This is a genomic window from Rhodococcus olei, assembly GCF_039540555.1.
GTDB lineage: Bacteria > Actinomycetota > Actinomycetes > Mycobacteriales > Mycobacteriaceae > Rhodococcus_G > Rhodococcus_G olei.
Window position 1 is genome coordinate 43,013 of the sequence record NZ_BAABFB010000018.1, and the last position, 17,458, is coordinate 60,470.

Consider the following 17,458-nt stretch of genomic DNA (forward strand, 5'->3'; position numbering starts at 1 on the left):
ACCCTCGCGGGCATGGCACAGAAGACCCGAGTCCCGTACCCGCAGGCCTCACGCATGCTCCTGAGGGACTCGGTTCTCGACGCGATGCGGGACCTGTTGGTCGACAAGGACTGGTCCGAGGTCACGATGACCGACGTCGCGGGCGCGGCCGGTGTGAGCAGGCAGACCGTCTACAACGAGTTCAAGTCGCGGCAGGGCCTGGCGCAGGCGTACGCGCTGCGGCTCGTCGACCGGTTCGTCGACGTGGTCGACGACGCGGTGTACGCGCACCCGGGAGCGGCGCACGACGCACTGGTTCGCGGGTTCACGGACTTCTTCGAACTGAGCGCCGCCGACCCGCTGGTGCGGTCGCTGCTCACCGGTGAGGCCAAGCCGGACCTGCTGCGCCTGATCACCACCGACAGCGCTCCGATCCTCGAGCGGGGTGCGGAGCGGCTCTCGGAGACGTTCCAGCGCAGCTGGATTCAGGCCGCACCGAGCATGGCGGGCATCCTCAGCCGGGGGATCGTCCGCCTGGCCCTGAGCTACATCTCGATGCCACCGTCCTCGCGGAGCAACGTCGCCGAGGATCTGTCCGCGCTGATGGGGCCCTTCGCGGAGGCCATCGTCGGGTCCGGCGCCTGACGCGTGTCTCCCGCGTGCCGACGCCGCCGTCGGCGGCGGTGCACCGAGGCCCGGCACCGCGACGCGGACCGGGCCTCGCCCGTGGCGGGGCGAGTGGGTCGCGGCGGGTCGTGAACCGGCACCGATCGGGAGACACGCGCTGGGACCGCGTCCGGGGTCGCGGTGCCCGGTAGCCTCTACGGAGATATCGGCTACCAGGAGAGGCAGATGACGACCTCAGTGTCTGAGAACAAGTGTGTCGCGGAGACCCGCAACGGAATCGACTTCAAGGTGGCGGATCTCTCGCTCGCCGAGTTCGGCCGCAAGGAGATCCGCCTCGCCGAGCACGAGATGCCGGGTCTGATGGCGCTTCGTCGCGAGTACGCCGAGGTGCAGCCGCTCAAGGGTGCGCGCATCTCCGGGTCGCTGCACATGACCGTCCAGACCGCCGTGCTGATCGAGACCCTCACCTCGCTCGGCGCCGAGGTGCGCTGGGCGTCGTGCAACATCTTCTCCACCCAGGACCATGCCGCCGCGGCGATCGTCGTCGGCCCGCACGGCACCCCGGAGGAGCCCAAGGGCACCCCGGTCTTCGCGTGGAAGGGCGAGACCCTCGAGGAGTACTGGTGGGCGGCCGAGCAGATGCTCACCTGGCCGGGCGAGCCCGCGAACATGATCCTCGACGACGGCGGCGACGCCACGATGCTCGTGCTCAAGGGTGCGCAGTTCGAGAAGGCCGGCGTCGTCCCGCCGACCGACGAGGAGCACGACTCCGACGAGTACAAGGTCTTCCTGGCGCTGCTGCGCGCCTCGCTCGCGGCCGACAAGTCCAAGTGGTCGACGATCGCCGAGTCCGTCCAGGGCGTCACCGAGGAGACCACCACCGGCGTGCTGCGGCTGTACCAGGTCGCCGCGGCCGGTGAGCTGACGTTCCCGGCGATCAACGTCAACGACTCGGTCACCAAGAGCAAGTTCGACAACAAGTACGGCACCCGCCACTCGCTGCTCGACGGCATCAACCGCGGCACCGACGTGCTGATCGGCGGCAAGGCCGCGCTCGTCTGCGGCTACGGCGACGTCGGCAAGGGTTGCGCGGAGGCGCTGCGCGGCCAGGGCGCCCGGGTCGCGGTCACCGAGATCGACCCGATCAACGCGCTGCAGGCGCTGATGGACGGGTTCGAGGTCAAGACCGTCGAGGAGGCGATCGGCTGGGCCGACATCGTCATCACCGCGACCGGCAACAAGGACATCATCACCTTCGAGCACATGAAGCGGATGAAGCACCAGGCGATCCTGGGCAACATCGGCCACTTCGACAACGAGATCGACATGGCCGGCCTCGAGCGGGCCGCCGACGTCACCCGCGTCAACATCAAGCCGCAGGTCGACGAGTTCACGTTCGCCGACGGCCACAGCATCATCGTGCTGTCCGAGGGCCGGCTGCTGAACCTCGGCAACGCCACCGGGCACCCGTCGTTCGTGATGAGCAACAGCTTCTCGAACCAGGTCATCGCGCAGATCGAGCTGTGGACCAAGCCCGACGAGTACGACAACGAGGTGTACCGCCTGCCCAAGCACCTCGACGAGAAGGTCGCGCGGATCCACGTCGACGCGCTCGGCGGCTCGATCACCAAGCTGTCGAAGGACCAGGCGGAGTACATCGGCGTCGACGTCGAGGGCCCGTACAAGCCCGAGCACTACCGCTACTGATCGGCCGGCGCCGGTGAGTGAACTTCACCCCGATCGGGGTGAAGTTCACTCACCGGCGCGAATGGCACTACCCTGGGCGATCGTGGGAATCCTGATCGCGCTGGAAGGCCTCGACGGGGCCGGCAAGCGGACGCTGTCGAACGCGCTCGTCGCCGCGTGGCGCGCGGACGGATCGACCGTCGCCACGCTGGCCTTCCCGCGCTACGGGGTGTCCGCCTGCGCCGACCTCGGCGCCGAGGCCCTGCACGGCAGGCACGGGGACACCGCGGGCAGTGTGAACGCGATGGCGCTGCTGTGGGCGCTGGACCGCCGTGACGCGGCCGACGAACTGCGGGAACTGATCGCCACCCACGACGTGGTGCTGCTGGACCGCTACGTCGCCTCGAACGCCGCCTACACCGCCGCACGCAAGCACGAGGGTGCCGACGGGCCCTCGGTCGACTGGATCGAGGAGCTCGAATTCGGTCGCTTCGACCTGCCCCGGCCGGACCTGCAGATCCTGCTGCAGGTCCCGGTGGAGTTGGCCGCCCGGCGCGCGAAGGACCGCGCGGGGACCGAGGCGGACCGTCAGCGTGACGCGTACGAGAGGGACGCGGGACTCCAGGAACGCACCGGTGAGGTGTACGACGGGCTCGCCGCGCGGGCGTGGATCTCCCGGTGGACCGTGGTCGGCGCCGACGTCGACCCGGCACAACTCGCCGCCCAGGTCACCAATGAGCGTCGGGCGGCGTCCGGAGTGACACGATAGAGACATGAAGCCACGCATTCTGGTCGACGACGACACGGCACTCGCCGAGATGCTCACCATCGTCCTGCGAGGGGAGGGATTCGAGCCCTTCGTGGTCGGGGACGGAACCCAGGCGTTGACCGCGGTGCGGGAGATCCGTCCGGATCTGGTGCTGCTCGACCTGATGCTGCCGGGCATGAACGGTATCGACGTCTGCCGGGTGCTGCGCGCCGACTCCGGCGTGCCGATCGTGATGCTGACCGCGAAGACCGACACCGTCGACGTCGTGCTCGGTCTCGAATCCGGCGCCGACGACTACGTGATGAAGCCGTTCAAGCCGAAGGAACTCGTCGCACGCGTGCGGGCCCGGCTGCGGCGCACCGAGGAGGAGCCGGCCGAACTGCTCTCGATCGCCGACATCGTGATCGACGTCCCCGCGCACAAGGTGACGCGGGAGGGGCAGCTGATCGCGCTGACGCCGCTCGAGTTCGATCTGCTGGTCGCACTGGCACGCAAGCCGCGACAGGTGTTCACCCGCGAGGTGCTGCTCGAACAGGTGTGGGGTTACCGGCACGCCGCCGACACCCGCCTCGTCAACGTCCACGTGCAGCGTCTGCGCGCGAAGGTGGAGACCGATCCGGAGAACCCGCAGGTGGTACTGACGGTCAGGGGGGTCGGCTACAAGGCCGGACCGCCGTGATCCGTTCCACCCGTATGCGGCGCCGTATCAACGGCACCTTCACACCGTTGCTCCGCCGGTTCCGGAACACGAGCCGGTCGCTGGCGCACCTGTGGCGCCGGTCGCTGCAGCTGCGCGTGGTCGTCTCGACCCTGACCCTGTCGCTGGTCGTCATCACGATCCTCGGTGTCGTGCTGACCAGCCAGATCACCGACCGGTTGCTCGAGGCGAAGATCTCGGCGGCCACCGAGGAGATGGACCGCGCCCGGGGCACCGTGCAGAGTGAACTCGTGGGCTCCGACGACACGGCCGCGGTGAGCACCCGGCTCGACGGGGCCCGGGCGTCGCTGACGAACCGCAACTCCGACGCCGGTCCCGCGTCCGGGGCGGCGGGCACCTTCGATCCGGTGCTGATCGTCGGCACGCCGCCGGACACCACCGCGAGCGCCGGGCCGGCCGACCAGATTCCCCGGAATCTGCGCGACTTCGTCCACAACGGTCAGATCAGTTACCAGTTCTCGACCGTCGCCGACCCCGACGGGTACTCGGGTCCGGCGCTGATCGTCGGCAGCCCGGTGGTGACCGACATCCCCAACCTCGAGCTGTACCTGGTGTTCCCGTTGGCCAGCGAGGACCGCAGTCTCTCGCTGATGCGCAGCACCCTGCTGATCGGCGGTGCGGTGCTGCTGGTGCTGCTCGCCGCGATCTCGCTGATCGTCGCGCGTCAGGTCGTGCTCCCGATCCGGTCCGCGTCACGGATCGCCGAACGCTTCGCCGAGGGGAAGCTGCGCGAACGGATGCCGGTGCGCGGTGAGGACGACATCGCGAGACTGGCGATGTCGTTCAACGACATGGCCGAGTCGCTGTCCAAACAGATTGCCCAGCTCGAGGAGTTCGGCAACCTGCAGAAGCGGTTCACCTCCGACGTCAGTCACGAGCTGCGGACCCCGCTGACCACGGTCCGGATGGCCGCCGATCTGATCCACGACGCCAGCGCCGACCTCGACCCCGCGTTGCGGCGGTCGTCGGAGCTGCTGGTCGCCGAACTCGACCGGTTCGAGTCGCTGCTGAACGACCTGCTCGAGATCAGCAGGCACGACGCCGGTGTCGCGGAGCTCGCCGCCGAGAAGCTGGACCTGCGGATGAGTGCCCGGGCGGCGGTGTCCACGATCCGGCACCTGGCCCGGGAGACCGGCACCGAACTGATCGTCGACCTTCCCGAGGAACCGGTCATGGCGACGGTCGACCCGCGCCGGGTCGAGCGCATCCTGCGGAACCTGCTGGCGAACGCGCTCGACCACGGCGAAGGCAAGCCGGTGCTGCTGCGGCTGCGGGCCGACGACGACGCGGCCGCCTTCATCGTGCGGGACCAGGGTGTCGGCCTGCGCCCCGGTGAGGAGAAGCTGGTGTTCAACCGCTTCTGGCGTTCGGATCCGTCACGGGTCCGGCGGTCGGGCGGCACCGGTCTCGGACTGGCGATCAGCGTCGAGGACGCGCGCCTGCACGACGGCCGCCTCGAGGCCTGGGGGGAACCCGGTGTCGGTGCGTGCTTCCGGTTGACGCTGCCGCTGGTGCGGGGGCACAAGGTGACCAGCAGCCCGCTGCCGCTGCGGCCGCCGACCGCGAAACGACCGGTCGCCGGGACCCCGGAGCGGGCCGCGTCCGAACCCGACCCGGCCCCGTCGAAGGCGGAGCCGCTCGACCCGGACGAAGCGGCGAGCGTGCCGGTGCTGCGGGAGCGGCGTCCGTGATGCGGCGGCGCGGCGTGTGCGTCACGCTCGCGGCGGCCGCCCTCCTGCTGGGCGGCTGCGCCAGCGTGCCGAACTCGTCGACCCCCCAGGCGATCGGGACGATCGCACGGGAACCGGTGAACGCCGAGGTCCCGGCGCCGACCCCGGGCCGCGAACCCGACCTGCTGCTGCGGGACTCCTTCGCCGCCAGCACCGACCCCGCCGACCGGCACGCCGCGGCCCGCCAGTTCCTGACCCCGGCGGCCGCGGCGACGTGGGACGACGCCGCCGGGACCTCCATCGTGGACAAGGTGGACGTGCTCCCCGAGTCCCGATCCGGCGACAAGGCGAACTACACGGTCCGGGCGAACCGAGTGGGGGAACTCGATCCCGGTGGTGTCTACCGCGCGGTCGACGGCAGCTTCGACGCCACGATCCGGCTGGTTCGGACGGACGGGGAGTGGCGGATCGACGGGTTGCCGCCGGGCGTGATCCTCGACCGCGCGCAGTTCCTCAAGACCTACCAGCGCAAGGCGCTGTACTTCCTCGACCCGACCGGGACCGCCGCGGTACCGGACCTGCGGTGGATCGCGTCGGAGCCGCAGAACACCGCGGCGACGCTGATCCGGATGCTGATCGACGGACCCAAGGCCTCCCTGACCGGGGCGGTGTCGAACCAGCTGACCGACGTGACGCTGAAGGATCCGATCACCAAGGCGGACGGGCGCAGCGCCGCCGTCGGCGTCGGCTTCGGCGGCCTGCGCATCGAGTTCGAGGGCACCGGCCCGCTGGACGTGGTCAGCCGCGACCGGATGGCGGCGCAGGTGGTGTGGACGCTGGCGAACGCGGAGATCCCGGGCCCGTACGTGCTCATCGGGGACGGCAAGCCACTCGACGACCGGTTCCCGAACGGGTGGACGACGGCGGACGTGGCGTCGTTGAACCCGGCGACCTCCACGTCGGCGCCGGTCGGGCTCCACGCACTGCGTGACGGGGCACTCGTGCGGGTGAGCGACAGCGGCGTCGAGTCGCTCCCCGGGTACTTCGGTACGGCGCAGGGGCTGCGGTCGATCGCGCTGTCGAGGGACGGCAAACTCGCGGCGGCGGTGGCAGGCACGTCGCGGTCGGGACCAGACCAGTCGGCCGCGCTGATGGTCGGGCCGGTGGAGGGATTCGCGACCCCGGCGGTGGAGGGTGCGACGCTGACGAGACCGACGTGGGCGCTCGGGGACACCGCGGTGTGGACCGTCGTCGACGGCTCGAAGGTGGTCCGCGTGACGCGCGCCGCGAACGGGGAGGTCGTCGCGGAGCCGGTGGACACCACCGCGATCGCGTCGCTCGGCACGAACATCACCGAACTGCGGCTGTCCCGCGACGGGGTGCGCGCCGCGGCCGTCATCGACGGCAAGGTGTACGTGATCACCGTCGTCCAGCGCGCCGACGGCAGCTTCGGGCTCACCGGTGCACGCCCGATCGCCGTCGGTCTCGGCAGCCCGGCGGTCGCCCTCGACTGGTCGAGCGGCGAGTCGATCGTGGTGGCGCGGGCGGCATCGGACATTCCGGTCGTCACCGTGGCCGTCGACGGCTCGCGGATGGACGCGCTGCCGAGCCGCAACCTGACGCCCCCGGTGACCTCCGTCGACTCGACCCCCACGACGACGTTCGTCGCGGACTCGCGGGCGGTGTTCCAGTTGAACGCCGGCGACCCGGTCGGGGACCGGTACTGGCGCGAGGTCCCCGGACTGACCGGGGTCAAGGCGATTCCGGTCCTGCCCGGCTGACCGCGGCCGGGTGTCGGTGCCTCGGTGCACACTGCCCGGCATGCGCGCGTTGCTGGATCTGGTCCTGCCCCGCGAGTGCGGGGGCTGCGGTACGGCGGGCGTCCTGTGGTGCCGCCGGTGTGCCGCGCAGCTGTCCGGGGAACCGATCGCGGTGTCGCCCCGCGTCGATCCGGGGGTGCCCGTGTGGGCACTCGGCACGCACACCGGCGCCCGCCGCGCCGCCGTGATCGCGGCCAAGGAGCGGGGCCGGCGGGACCTGGCGGGGCCGTTCGGCGTGTCGCTGGCGAACGCGGTGCGCAGCCTTCGCGCGGGTGGCGAGATCGACCCACCGGAACTGGCCCGGCTGACCGTCGTGCCCGCGCCGACCCGGTCCCGGGCGGCGCGCGTCCGCGGCGGCGATCCGGTGTCCGCGGTCGCGGCGTCGGCGGCGGCTGCGCTGGCGCCCGAACCGGTTCGGGTGGCGCGGATTCTGGAATTTGCTGGGGGAGTGAGGGATTCGGTCGGTCTGTCGGCTCGGGAGCGGGTCGCGAACCTGTCGGGGCGGATCCGGGTCGCGCCGGTGCGGGCGTCGGGTCCGTCGGACTGCGTGGTGCTCACCGACGACGTGCTGACCACCGGGGCGACCGCAGCGGAGTCCGTTCGCGCGCTCGCCGCGTGGGGAGTGCGGGTCGATGCGGTCGTCGTGATCACCGCCGCATGACGCGATTCGGCGCGAATGCTGGCACTCCGATCGAACTCGTACTACCGTCGCCACCACAGCCGACGAACCGGTGGGGAGGTGATAGTTCCGAACCCTGACGCCGGGCGGTCCCCTTCCCGGCGTAGCTCATCCGCCGCAGGTCAATTTCTTGGCTCGGCCGTTATCGGGAGGTACGCGTGACGACCCCTTCGACAGCATCTGTTTTCGTTCAGGACGCTGCAGAAACCACTGAGCAATTCGAAGCCCCAAGCTCTGAGATCGTGGTGAAGGGCCGCAATGTGGAGGTCCCGGACCATTTCCGGGTTTACGTATCCGAGAAGCTCGCCCGACTCGAGCGCTTCGATCCGACGATCTACCACTTCGACGTCGAGCTCCAGCACGAGCGCAATCGCAGGCAGGCGAAAAACTGCCAACGGGTCGAGATCACCGCACGCGGGAAGGGTCCCGTCGTACGGGCGGAGGCGTCCGCCGACAGCTTCTACGCAGCGTTCGAAAGTGTCACCTCCAAACTGGAGGCCCGATTGCGCCGGACCAAGGACCGTCGGCGCGTGCACTACGGCGACAAGACGCCGGTGTCGGTCGCGGAGGCGACCGCTGCCCTGGCGCGGGACGACTCGCTGGGCATCTCGCCCGAGTTGTCGCTCGAGCCCGAGCAGCCCGAGGGTCCGGGGCAGATCGTCCGCACGAAGGTGCACTCCGCGGTGCCGATGAGCGTTGACGACGCCTTGTACGAGATGGAACTGGTGGGGCACGACTTCTTCCTGTTCCAGGACAAGGAGACGGACCGTCCGTCGGTCGTCTACCGCCGCCACGCGTTCGACTACGGCCTGATCCGGCTGGCGTGAGTCCGGCCCGTCGAGCCTGAGTAACTGAGAAGAATGAGCGGTCGATCGCCTCGATCGGCCGACTGAGCGCCTACGATGGGATCCGGTCGAGGGATACGCTCCCTCGACCGGATCCTGCTGCGAAACCGGCCGGATCACCCACCTGCCCGTCGAGAATGAGGACGTCCAAGCCCGTGCCGTCGCTGTCACTGTCCAAGCTGCTCCGTGTTGGTGAAGGTCGCATGGTCAAGCGGCTCAAGCACATCGCCGAGCACGTCGATTCCCTCTCCCCTGAGTACGAGGCGCTGTCCGACCAGGAGTTGCGGGGCAAGACCGCCGAGTTCCGCGACCGGTACGGGAAGGGCGAGTCGCTCGACGAGCTGCTGCCGGAAGCGTTCGCGGTCGCGCGTGAGGCGTCGTCGCGGGTGCTCGGTCAGAAGCACTACATCGTGCAGATCATGGGCGGCGCCGCCCTGCACTTCGGCAACGTCGCGGAGATGAAGACCGGTGAGGGCAAGACCCTGACCTGCGTGCTCCCCGCGTACCTCAACGCGATCGCCGGCCACGGCGTGCACGTCGTCACCGTCAACGACTACCTGGCCAAGCGCGACTCCGAGTGGATGGGGCGCGTGCACCGGTTCCTCGGGCTCGAGACCAACGTGATCCTGTCCGGGATGACACCGGCGCAGCGCCGCGACGCGTACGCGGCCGACATCACGTACGGCACGAACAACGAGTTCGGCTTCGACTACCTGCGCGACAACATGACGCACACCCTCGACGACCTGGTGCAACGCGGCCACAGCTTCGCGATCGTCGACGAGGTCGACTCGATCCTCATCGACGAGGCCCGCACCCCGCTGATCATCTCCGGCCCCGCCGACGCGTCCAGCAAGTGGTACGGCGAGTTCGCGCGCATCGCGCCGCTGCTCAAGCGCGACGTCCACTACGAGGTCGACATCAAGAAGCGCACCGTCGGCGTGCACGAGTCCGGCGTCGAGTTCGTCGAGGACCAGCTGGGCATCGAGAACCTGTACGAGGCCGCCAACTCGCCGCTGGTCAGCTACCTGAACAACTCGATCAAGGCCAAGGAGCTCTACCAGCGCGACAAGGACTACATCGTCCGGGACGGTGAGGTCATCATCGTCGACGAGTTCACGGGCCGCATCCTGGTCGGGCGACGCTACAACGAGGGCATGCACCAGGCCATCGAGGCGAAGGAGAAGGTCGAGATCAAGGCCGAGAACCAGACCCTCGCCACGATCACGCTGCAGAACTACTTCCGGCTCTACGACAAGCTGTCCGGCATGACCGGTACCGCCGAGACCGAGGCGGCGGAGCTGCACCAGACGTACGAGCTCGGCGTCATCCCGATCCCGACGAACAAGCCGATGGTCCGGGTCGACCAGGGTGACCTGATCTACAAGACCGAGGAGGCGAAGTTCGCCGCCGTCGTCGACGACGTCGCCGAACGGCACGCCAAGGGTCAGCCGGTCCTGATCGGCACGACCAGCGTCGAGCGTTCCGAGTACCTGTCGCGGCAGTTCACCAAGCGCGGTATCGCGCACAACGTGCTCAACGCCAAATTCCACGAGAAGGAGGCGCAGATCGTCGCCGAGGCCGGCCGGACCGGTGCGGTGACGGTCGCGACCAACATGGCCGGTCGCGGTACCGACGTCGTCCTCGGCGGCAACCCGGACATCATCGCCGACGTGCACCTGCGCCAGCAGGGTCTCGACCCGGTCGAGACCCCCGACGAGTACGAGGCCGCCTGGGACGGCGCCCTCGACGAGATCAAGGCGCAGGTCAAGGCCGACGCGGAGCTGGTGCGGGCGGCCGGCGGGCTGTACGTGCTGGGCACCGAGCGGCACGAGTCGCGCCGTATCGACAACCAGCTGCGTGGCCGGTCCGGCCGTCAGGGTGACCCGGGCGAGTCCCGCTTCTACCTGTCGCTCGGCGACGAGTTGATGCGCCGGTTCAACGGTGCCGCGCTCGAGACGATCATGACCCGCCTGAACCTGCCGGACGACGTGCCGATCGAGGCGAAGATGGTCTCCCGGGCGATCAAGAGCGCGCAGACCCAGGTCGAGCAGCAGAACTTCGAGATCCGCAAGAACGTCCTCAAGTACGACGAGGTGATGAACCAGCAACGCACCGTCATCTACGACGAGCGTCACCGCATCCTCGCCGGCGAGGACATGGAGGGCCAGGTCGAGAAGATGATCACCGACGTGGTCACCGCCTACGTGGACGGTGCGACCGCCGAGGGCTACGTCGAGGACTGGGACCTGGACCAGTTGTGGACGGCACTGAAGACCCTGTACCCGGTCGGGATCGACCATCGGGACCTGACCGGTGAGACCGAGCACGGGGAGCGCGGCGACCTGTCCCGCGAGGAGCTGCGGGCGGCGCTGCTGGACGACGTCCGCGCGGCGTACGCCACGCGCGAGGCGCAGATCGACGCCATCGCGGGCGAGAACGGGATGCGGGAGCTCGAACGCCGCGTGCTGTTGTCGGTGCTGGACCGCAAGTGGCGCGAACACCTCTACGAGATGGACTACCTCAAGGAGGGCATCGGCCTGCGTGCGATGGCGCAGCGCGACCCCCTGGTCGAGTACCAGCGGGAGGGCTTCGACATGTTCACCGCGATGCTCGACGGCCTGAAGGAGGAATCGGTCGGATTCCTGTTCAACCTGCAGGTCGAGGCCGCTCCGGCCCAGGAGCAGTCCGGGTGGACCGCCGCCGCGGCCGCGGCGCGCAACGACACCGGCGCCGCGACGGGTCAGGCCGCGCCGCACACCGAGCCCGCACCCCGCACCGAGCCCGCGCCGCTGCCGACCGAGGAGGCCGCGGCCGAGGCGGCCCGGACCGCGGCACCGGCCGCGCTGCGGGCGAAGGGGCTCGACGAGGAGGACGAGACCCGGCTGACCTTCTCCGGACCGGCCGAGGACGGCACCGCGGCGGTGCGCACGACCGGCGAGCCCGCGCACACCGTCGGCCCCACCCGGCGGGAGCGGCGTCAGGCCGAGCGGGACGGCCGCAAGGGCGCCAAGCGCAAGCGCTGACCGACGGGGTGGGCGTGCTCACCCCACCTGGAGCGATGTGAACACCCAGCCGCCCCGGTCACCGGTTCCTCCGGTGACCGGGGCGCGTTCGATCCGTCCGGCGACCGCGAACGTGCGGTCGCCGCGCTGGTAGCTGCCGAACAGCTCGACGGCGCCGGGGCCGGTGGGTCGCAGGTGGATCCGCCGCAGCTGCGCGGCACCCAGCCGACGACCGGGCGAGTCGGCGCGGGCCAGCGCCGACACGAGCCCGAGCGGGGCGGCGGCCAGCATCGTGCGCAACTGGTGGGGCTGGCGGCGACGGTCGAGCACCTCGAGGGTCAGCCGCAGCGCGACCTCGGCGAATCGATGCGCGTCCGGCGACGCGGTCACCGGGGTGTCCGGGGCGTGGGCGGATGCGGGCCGGCGGGACCGCGGGGTCACCGCGTGATGGGGGACGCGGCGAGGGGCGTGCAGGTCCGGACGTCGGGGGCACCGCGGTGCGGGCGCCGGCGCCGCGGCGGCCGGGGGTTCGGTCGCGGGCGCGGCCGTCACGAATGTCCTCACGGGTGCTCTCCTCCTCGCGCCGGCGGCGCGCTCGACGACCCGTACGCCAGGCGGCGCGCGGGGTGGTGCATCGAGCCCGGGGAGAGTCCGGACGGTGCCGAGGATCGCACGAATTCCGATTCTCCGCAGGGGTTCCGCGTCACCCGACGCGCGCGAGGGGGAGCGCGGCCCTAGGGTGGGCGGCATGCGGGGCTTGGTGGTGGACTTCGGCGGCGTCCTGGACGGGCCGGACGCGGCGGTGCTCGCGGGTGCCGTCGCGGACCTGCGGGCCCGCGGCGTCCGGACCGCGGTGCTCAGCAACGACCCCGGTGGACCGGGCGGGCAGGTGCTGCGGGACCTCGGTGGCGCGTTCGTCGACGCGGTGGTGTTGTCGGGGGACGTCGGTGCGGCGAAACCGGACGCGCGGATCTACCGGCACGTGGCCGAGGTGCTGGGGGTCGATCCGGGGCAGTGCGTGATGGTCGACGACCTGGCGGTGAACGTGCGCGGCGCGGTCGCGGTGGGCATGGTGGGTGTGCACCACGTGGACGCGGCGACGACCGCGGCGGAACTGCGGATACTGTTCGACCTCGACCGGGTCGCCGCGGCGGGGCGGCGCGGGACCGGGGTCGAGCGGCAGTCGGAGACAGGGGGCACGGGAACAGGATGACCGGGAGACTGACGACGGAGGACGCGTCCTTCTACTTCCTCGAGGGCAGCAGCACGCCGATGCATCTCGGCTCGCTCGCGATCCTGCGTGCACCCGAGGGCGGGCTCGACTACGAGGAGCTGCTCACGCACGTGGAGCGGCGGTTGCCGCTGGTGCCGCGCTACCGGCAACGGGTGCGGGAGGTGGCGTTCGGGCTGGCACGACCGGTGTGGGTCGACGACCGCGACTTCGACATCACCTACCACGTGCGGCGATCGGCGCTGCCGAAGCCGGGGTCGGACGAACAGCTGCACGACCTGGTGGCCCGGTTGACGTCGCGGCCGCTGGACCGGAGTCGGCCGCTGTGGGAGATGTACCTCGTCGAGGGGTTGGCCGACGACCGGATCGCGATCTTCACGAAGTCGCATTCCGCGCTCGTCGACGGCATGACCGCACTGGAGATCGGACAGGTGATCTTCGACGAGTGCGCCGACCCGCGGGAGGTGGCCGAGGAACTGTGGATGCCCGGCCGGGAGCCGCGTCAGGCCGAACTGGTGGCGGGCGCGCTGGCGGAGATGATCACGCGGCCCGCCGAGGGGGTGGCGACCATCCGCACGCTCGTCGGCGACCTGGTCGGGACGGCCACCAGTGTGGCCGGGAACGTGGCCGCCCTGCTGCGCACCGCGGCCACCGCGGCGCCCTCGACGCCGCTGAACGCGACGATCTCGCGCAACCGCCGGTTCGCGACCGCGAAGACGTCGCTCGAGGACTACCGGGCGATCCGGGCCCGTTTCGGCTGCTCGGTGAACGACGTGACGCTGTCGGTGCTGACCGGGGCGCTGCGGACCTGGCTGTTGTCGCGGGGCGAGCCGGTCACCGCGTTCTCGACCGTGCGGGCGATGGTGCCGATCGCCGTCTATCTGCCCAGCGACGGCCCGCGGGACGGCGGACCGGAGGTCGGGGTCGCGGTCCGGGACGACCTGCCCGGCGTCGAGCGTCGGGCGTCGTCGTTGCTGATCGACCTGCCGGTCGGGGAGCCGAACCCGGTGGTGCGGCTCTCGCACATCGCGCACGCCACCGAGGCGCACACGCGGCAGAACCGCACGGTGACCGCGCAGGCGCTGGTGCGGGTGTCGGGGACCGCGCCTGCGACGCTGCACGCGATGGGACTGCGGATGGCGAGCGGGCTGTCGCAGCGCATGTTCAACGTGATGATCACCAACGCGCCGGGTCCGCAGGCGACGCTGTGCCTCGGTGGTGTCCAGCTGCTCGAGACGTACCCGGTCTCGCCGCTGATCCGGAACCAGGCGCTGAGCATCGGCCTGACCTCCTACGACGGCCACGTCTACTACGGTTTGAACGGTGACCGGGACGCGATGTCGGACATCGAGGTGTTGACCGCGTCCGTGCACGAAGCGCTCGACGAGTTGGTGGAAGCCTGCCGGTAAGGGGAATGCATGAGGGTCTACGTGCCCGCGACGATCACGATGCTGCAGCGGTTGGTCGCCGAGGAGCAGCTCGATCCGGTCAGCCGCACCGCGTTCGCGGTGACGCCGGCCCTGCGGGAGGCGTACGCCATCGGCGACGACGACGAACTCGCCGAGGTCGCGATGACCGAGGCGGCCCGCGCGTCGCTGCGGTTGATCGCGTCGGAGTCGGACGCCGACGCACCGAGCGGCGTGGTGTACCGCCGTGCGGTGATCGCCGCCGACGTCGAGGGCGCGACGCTGCGTCCGGATCTCGACGACGCCGTGGTGCGCCTCGCCGGTCCGCTGCCGTTGTCGTCGGTCGCGTCGGTGCACGTGGACCTCTCGGAGGCGGAGCAGGCGATCGAGCGGGCGTCGAAGGTCGTCGACGCCGCGGACCTCGGTGACGCGGACGCGGAGTTCGTGCTCGGCGACGCCGAGGACCACGAGTTGGCCTGGTACGCAACGCAGGAGCTACCCTTCCTGCTCGAGCTGCTCTGACCAGTCCGCACGACCGCGTGACAGGTGGGCCTTCCAGCGGGTAACCTACGGACCCGTAACCTGGGCTAGTGGACGGAAGTTGGATGGGTCTGAGGAAGTGGCTCGAGGCGCCGGCGGCGAACGTGTCGGCACCGCGACGGCCGAGTTTGAACATGCTGCGCGGAGCGGTCACCCGGGCGACGACCCCGCTGTTGCCGGACGACTTCCTGCACCTGGCCAACCCGCTGTGGTCGGCGCGCGAACTGCGCGGGAAGGTCGTCGAGGTCCGCACGGAGACGTCCGACTCGGCAACCCTCGTCATCAAACCCGGGTGGGGCTTCGATTTCGACTACCAGCCGGGTCAGTACATCGGCATCGGCATCCTCGTCGACGGCCGTTTCCACTGGCGCTCGTATTCGCTGACGTCGCCGCCGAGCCGTGACCACAAGCTGATCACGATCGCGGTGAAGGCGATGCCGGAGGGCCGGCTGTCGAGCCACCTGATCAACGGCGTGCCCGCAGGCACCGTGGTGCGCCTGGCGGCCCCGCAGGGCAACTTCTCGCTGCCCGAGCCGCCGCCGGCGAAGATCCTGTTCCTGACCGCCGGCAGCGGCATCACCCCGGTGATGGCGATGTTGCGGTCGATGGTCCGTCGCGGGGAATTGCCGGACATCGTGCACGTCCACTCGGCGCCGACCGAGGAGGACGTGATGTTCGGGGGCGAACTGGCCGGCCTGCACGAGTCGCACCCGAGCTTCGTCTCGCACGTCCAGCACACGCGGACCGGTGGCCGGTTCCGGCTCGCCGACCTCGACGAGCTGTACCCGGACTGGCGGGAGCGGCAGACCTGGGCCTGCGGTCCCGCGCAGATGCTCGACGAGGTGGAGAAGGTGTGGGCCGACGCCGGTGTCTCCGACCGGCTGCACACCGAGAGGTTCACGATCTCGCGTGCCGACACGTCCGGTCAGGGTGGCACGGTGACGTTCGCGAAGTCGGGGCGGTCGGTCGAGGTCGACGGTGCGACGACCGTCCTCGAGGCCGGCGAGAACGTCGGCGTGCAGATGCCGTTCGGCTGCCGGATGGGCATCTGTCAGACGTGTGTGGCGCCGCTGCTCTCGGGACACGTGCGGGATCTGCGGTCGGGTCGCGAGCACGGCGAGGGCGAGCGGGTGCAGACCTGTGTTTCCGCGCCCGCCGGCGACTGCACCATCGATCTGTAGCGTCTCGTGGCCATCACGGAGATCGCGGAGTTCGCGCACCTGACCGACTCCGACATCGAGGAGCTCGGTCGCGAACTCGACCGGATCCGCCGCGACGTGGAGGACTCCCGGGGCGCCCGCGACGCGCGGTACATCCACAACGTGATCCGGCTGCAGCGGGTGCTGGAGTTCGGTGGCCGCCTGGCCCTGTTCGGCAGCCGCCACCGGCCGGCCTGGTGGGTCGGCGCGTCCATGCTCGGCGTGGCCAAGATCGTCGAGAACATGGAGCTCGGTCACAACATCGTCCACGGTCAGTGGGACTGGATGAACGATCCGGAGATCCACTCGACGACCTGGGAGTGGGACCAGACCGGGCCGTCCTCGCAGTGGAAACGCGCCCACAACTACTCGCACCACACCTACACGAACGTCGTCGGGATGGACGAGGACGTCCAGTTCGGGATCATCCGGATCACCCGGGACGTGCCGTGGCGGCCGGTCAACCTGCTCCAGCCCCTCGCGAACGTCGTCCTCGCGACCACGTTCGAGTGGGGGATCGCCCTGCACGACTGGAACATCACCCGCGAGGCGGAGGCCGTGCGGGGCGAGGACCACCGCCGGGAGGTGGACCGCGAGTTCGCCCGCAAGGCGACCCGGCAGGTCGTCAAGGACTACGTGCTGTTCCCGGCCCTGACCGGTCCCGCCTGGCGCAGCACGCTGACGGCGAATCTGACCGCGAACGTGATCCGGAACGTGTGGGCGCACGCGGTGATCTTCTGCGGCCACTTCCCGGACGGTGCCGAGAAGTTCACGGTCGCCGAGTACGAGCGCGAGACCAAGCCGCAGTGGTATCTGCGGCAGATGCTCGGCAGCGCCAACATCTCCGGCGGCCGGGTGCTGGACTTCATGACCGGCAACCTCAGCTTCCAGATCGAGCACCACCTGTTCCCCGACCTGCCGAGCAATCGGCTGCGGGAGGTGTCGGTACGGGTGCGGGCGTTGTGCGACCGCTACGACCTGCCGTACACGACGGGATCACTGACGCACCAGTACCTGCTGTCGTTGCGGACGGTGCTGAAGTTGTCGCTGCCGGACCGTTTGCTGCGGGCGACGTCGGACGACGCGCCAGAGACGTCGTCCGAGCGCAAGTTCGGCGGTGCCGGGCTGCCTGCGCCGGTCGATCCGCAGACGGGGCGGCGGGTCGGGTTGCGGTCCGCCCTGCGCAGGCTGCGCGACCGGGTGTGAACCACCTCACACCTGAATCCAGACAACCTACGGACCCGTAACCTACGGTACGGTAGGCACGGTAAGAGAAGTCGAGGG

15 protein-coding genes are annotated in these 17,458 nt (G+C 70.2%); 14 read left to right on the forward strand and 1 reads right to left on the reverse strand.

What is annotated here, in order from left to right; translation table 11 throughout:
• The first annotated feature begins 12 nt into the window (after positions 1 to 12).
• The 9 genes from ABD951_RS03315 (at position 13) to secA (ending at position 11,819) form a co-directional block, all read left to right on the forward strand.
• Positions 13 to 624 (forward strand): TetR/AcrR family transcriptional regulator, encoded by a 612-nt coding sequence (locus tag ABD951_RS03315; RefSeq protein ID WP_345342109.1) that lies wholly within the window; start codon positions 13 to 15, stop codon positions 622 to 624.
• A gap of 207 nt (positions 625 to 831) precedes the next feature.
• The gene (gene ahcY, locus ABD951_RS03320; RefSeq protein WP_345342111.1) at positions 832 to 2,313 is read left to right on the forward strand and encodes an adenosylhomocysteinase; all 1,482 of its coding nucleotides are present in this window, start codon (positions 832 to 834) and stop codon (positions 2,311 to 2,313) included.
• 82 nt (positions 2,314 to 2,395) lie between these two features.
• On the forward strand, positions 2,396 to 3,061 hold the full coding sequence (locus ABD951_RS03325; protein ID WP_345342113.1) for a dTMP kinase: 666 nt from the start codon (positions 2,396 to 2,398) through the stop codon (positions 3,059 to 3,061).
• A 4-nt stretch (positions 3,062 to 3,065) separates the two neighbouring features.
• Entirely contained in the window at positions 3,066 to 3,740 is a 675-nt protein-coding gene (gene mtrA / locus ABD951_RS03330; RefSeq protein WP_345342115.1) for an MtrAB system response regulator MtrA, read from the forward strand.
• Between the two features lie 14 nt (positions 3,741 to 3,754).
• Positions 3,755 to 5,470, forward strand: coding sequence for an MtrAB system histidine kinase MtrB (mtrB, locus tag ABD951_RS03335; protein ID WP_425569763.1), 1,716 nt, complete (start codon positions 3,755 to 3,757; stop codon positions 5,468 to 5,470).
• Positions 5,470 to 7,230 carry an MtrAB system accessory lipoprotein LpqB gene (gene lpqB / locus ABD951_RS03340; RefSeq protein ID WP_345342231.1) on the forward strand — a complete coding sequence of 587 codons (1,761 nt, stop codon included), beginning with the start codon at positions 5,470 to 5,472 and terminating at the stop codon, positions 7,228 to 7,230. Before mtrB ends, lpqB begins: the two co-directional genes overlap by 1 nt.
• A gap of 40 nt (positions 7,231 to 7,270) precedes the next feature.
• The gene (locus ABD951_RS03345; RefSeq protein ID WP_345342119.1) at positions 7,271 to 7,930 is read left to right on the forward strand and encodes a ComF family protein; all 660 of its coding nucleotides are present in this window, start codon (positions 7,271 to 7,273) and stop codon (positions 7,928 to 7,930) included.
• Positions 7,931 to 8,106: 176 nt separating this feature from the next.
• Positions 8,107 to 8,775, forward strand: coding sequence for a ribosome hibernation-promoting factor, HPF/YfiA family (gene hpf, locus ABD951_RS03350; RefSeq protein WP_345342121.1), 669 nt, complete (start codon positions 8,107 to 8,109; stop codon positions 8,773 to 8,775).
• Between the two features lie 173 nt (positions 8,776 to 8,948).
• A complete protein-coding gene (gene secA, locus ABD951_RS03355) occupies positions 8,949 to 11,819 on the forward strand; it encodes a preprotein translocase subunit SecA (RefSeq protein WP_345342123.1) in 2,871 nt (956 codons plus the stop codon).
• 18 nt (positions 11,820 to 11,837) lie between these two features.
• Here the strand turns inward: secA and ABD951_RS03360 are convergent, their stop codons facing one another.
• Positions 11,838 to 12,362 carry an Rv3235 family protein gene (locus tag ABD951_RS03360; protein WP_345342125.1) on the reverse strand — a complete coding sequence of 175 codons (525 nt, stop codon included), beginning with the start codon at positions 12,360 to 12,362 and terminating at the stop codon, positions 11,838 to 11,840.
• Between the two features lie 184 nt (positions 12,363 to 12,546).
• On the opposite strand from ABD951_RS03360, the gene ABD951_RS03365 reads away from it, so the two are divergent.
• The 5 genes from ABD951_RS03365 (at position 12,547) to ABD951_RS03385 (ending at position 17,380) form a co-directional block, all read left to right on the forward strand.
• A complete protein-coding gene (locus ABD951_RS03365; protein WP_345342127.1) occupies positions 12,547 to 13,011 on the forward strand; it encodes an HAD-IA family hydrolase in 465 nt (154 codons plus the stop codon).
• On the forward strand, positions 13,008 to 14,438 hold the full coding sequence (locus ABD951_RS03370; RefSeq protein WP_345342129.1) for a WS/DGAT/MGAT family O-acyltransferase: 1,431 nt from the start codon (positions 13,008 to 13,010) through the stop codon (positions 14,436 to 14,438). The genes ABD951_RS03365 and ABD951_RS03370 overlap by 4 nt, the downstream gene beginning before the upstream one ends.
• A gap of 9 nt (positions 14,439 to 14,447) precedes the next feature.
• Positions 14,448 to 14,957, forward strand: a complete 510-nt coding sequence (locus tag ABD951_RS03375; protein WP_345342131.1) for a DUF6912 family protein — start codon at positions 14,448 to 14,450, stop codon at positions 14,955 to 14,957.
• Between the two features lie 83 nt (positions 14,958 to 15,040).
• A complete protein-coding gene (locus tag ABD951_RS03380; protein ID WP_345342133.1) occupies positions 15,041 to 16,156 on the forward strand; it encodes a ferredoxin reductase in 1,116 nt (371 codons plus the stop codon).
• Between the two features lie 6 nt (positions 16,157 to 16,162).
• The gene (locus ABD951_RS03385; RefSeq protein ID WP_345342135.1) at positions 16,163 to 17,380 is read left to right on the forward strand and encodes a fatty acid desaturase family protein; all 1,218 of its coding nucleotides are present in this window, start codon (positions 16,163 to 16,165) and stop codon (positions 17,378 to 17,380) included.
• Positions 17,381 to 17,458: the final 78 nt, after the last annotated feature.

What these genes read in the sequence shown, in the direction of transcription:
- ABD951_RS03315 (WP_345342109.1), top strand. Translation starts at nt 13, where the DNA reads ATGGCACAGAAGACCCGAGTCCCGTACCCGCAGGCCTCACGCATGCTC.
- ahcY (WP_345342111.1), top strand. Translation starts at nt 832, where the DNA reads ATGACGACCTCAGTGTCTGAGAACAAGTGTGTCGCGGAGACCCGCAAC.
- mtrA (WP_345342115.1), top strand. Translation starts at nt 3,066, where the DNA reads ATGAAGCCACGCATTCTGGTCGACGACGACACGGCACTCGCCGAGATG.
- mtrB (WP_425569763.1), top strand. Translation starts at nt 3,755, where the DNA reads ATGCGGCGCCGTATCAACGGCACCTTCACACCGTTGCTCCGCCGGTTC.
- lpqB (WP_345342231.1), top strand. Translation starts at nt 5,470, where the DNA reads ATGCGGCGGCGCGGCGTGTGCGTCACGCTCGCGGCGGCCGCCCTCCTG.
- ABD951_RS03345 (WP_345342119.1), top strand. Translation starts at nt 7,271, where the DNA reads ATGCGCGCGTTGCTGGATCTGGTCCTGCCCCGCGAGTGCGGGGGCTGC.
- ABD951_RS03365 (WP_345342127.1), top strand. Translation starts at nt 12,547, where the DNA reads ATGCGGGGCTTGGTGGTGGACTTCGGCGGCGTCCTGGACGGGCCGGAC.
- ABD951_RS03370 (WP_345342129.1), top strand. Translation starts at nt 13,008, where the DNA reads ATGACCGGGAGACTGACGACGGAGGACGCGTCCTTCTACTTCCTCGAG.
- ABD951_RS03375 (WP_345342131.1), top strand. Translation starts at nt 14,448, where the DNA reads ATGAGGGTCTACGTGCCCGCGACGATCACGATGCTGCAGCGGTTGGTC.
- ABD951_RS03380 (WP_345342133.1), top strand. Translation starts at nt 15,041, where the DNA reads ATGGGTCTGAGGAAGTGGCTCGAGGCGCCGGCGGCGAACGTGTCGGCA.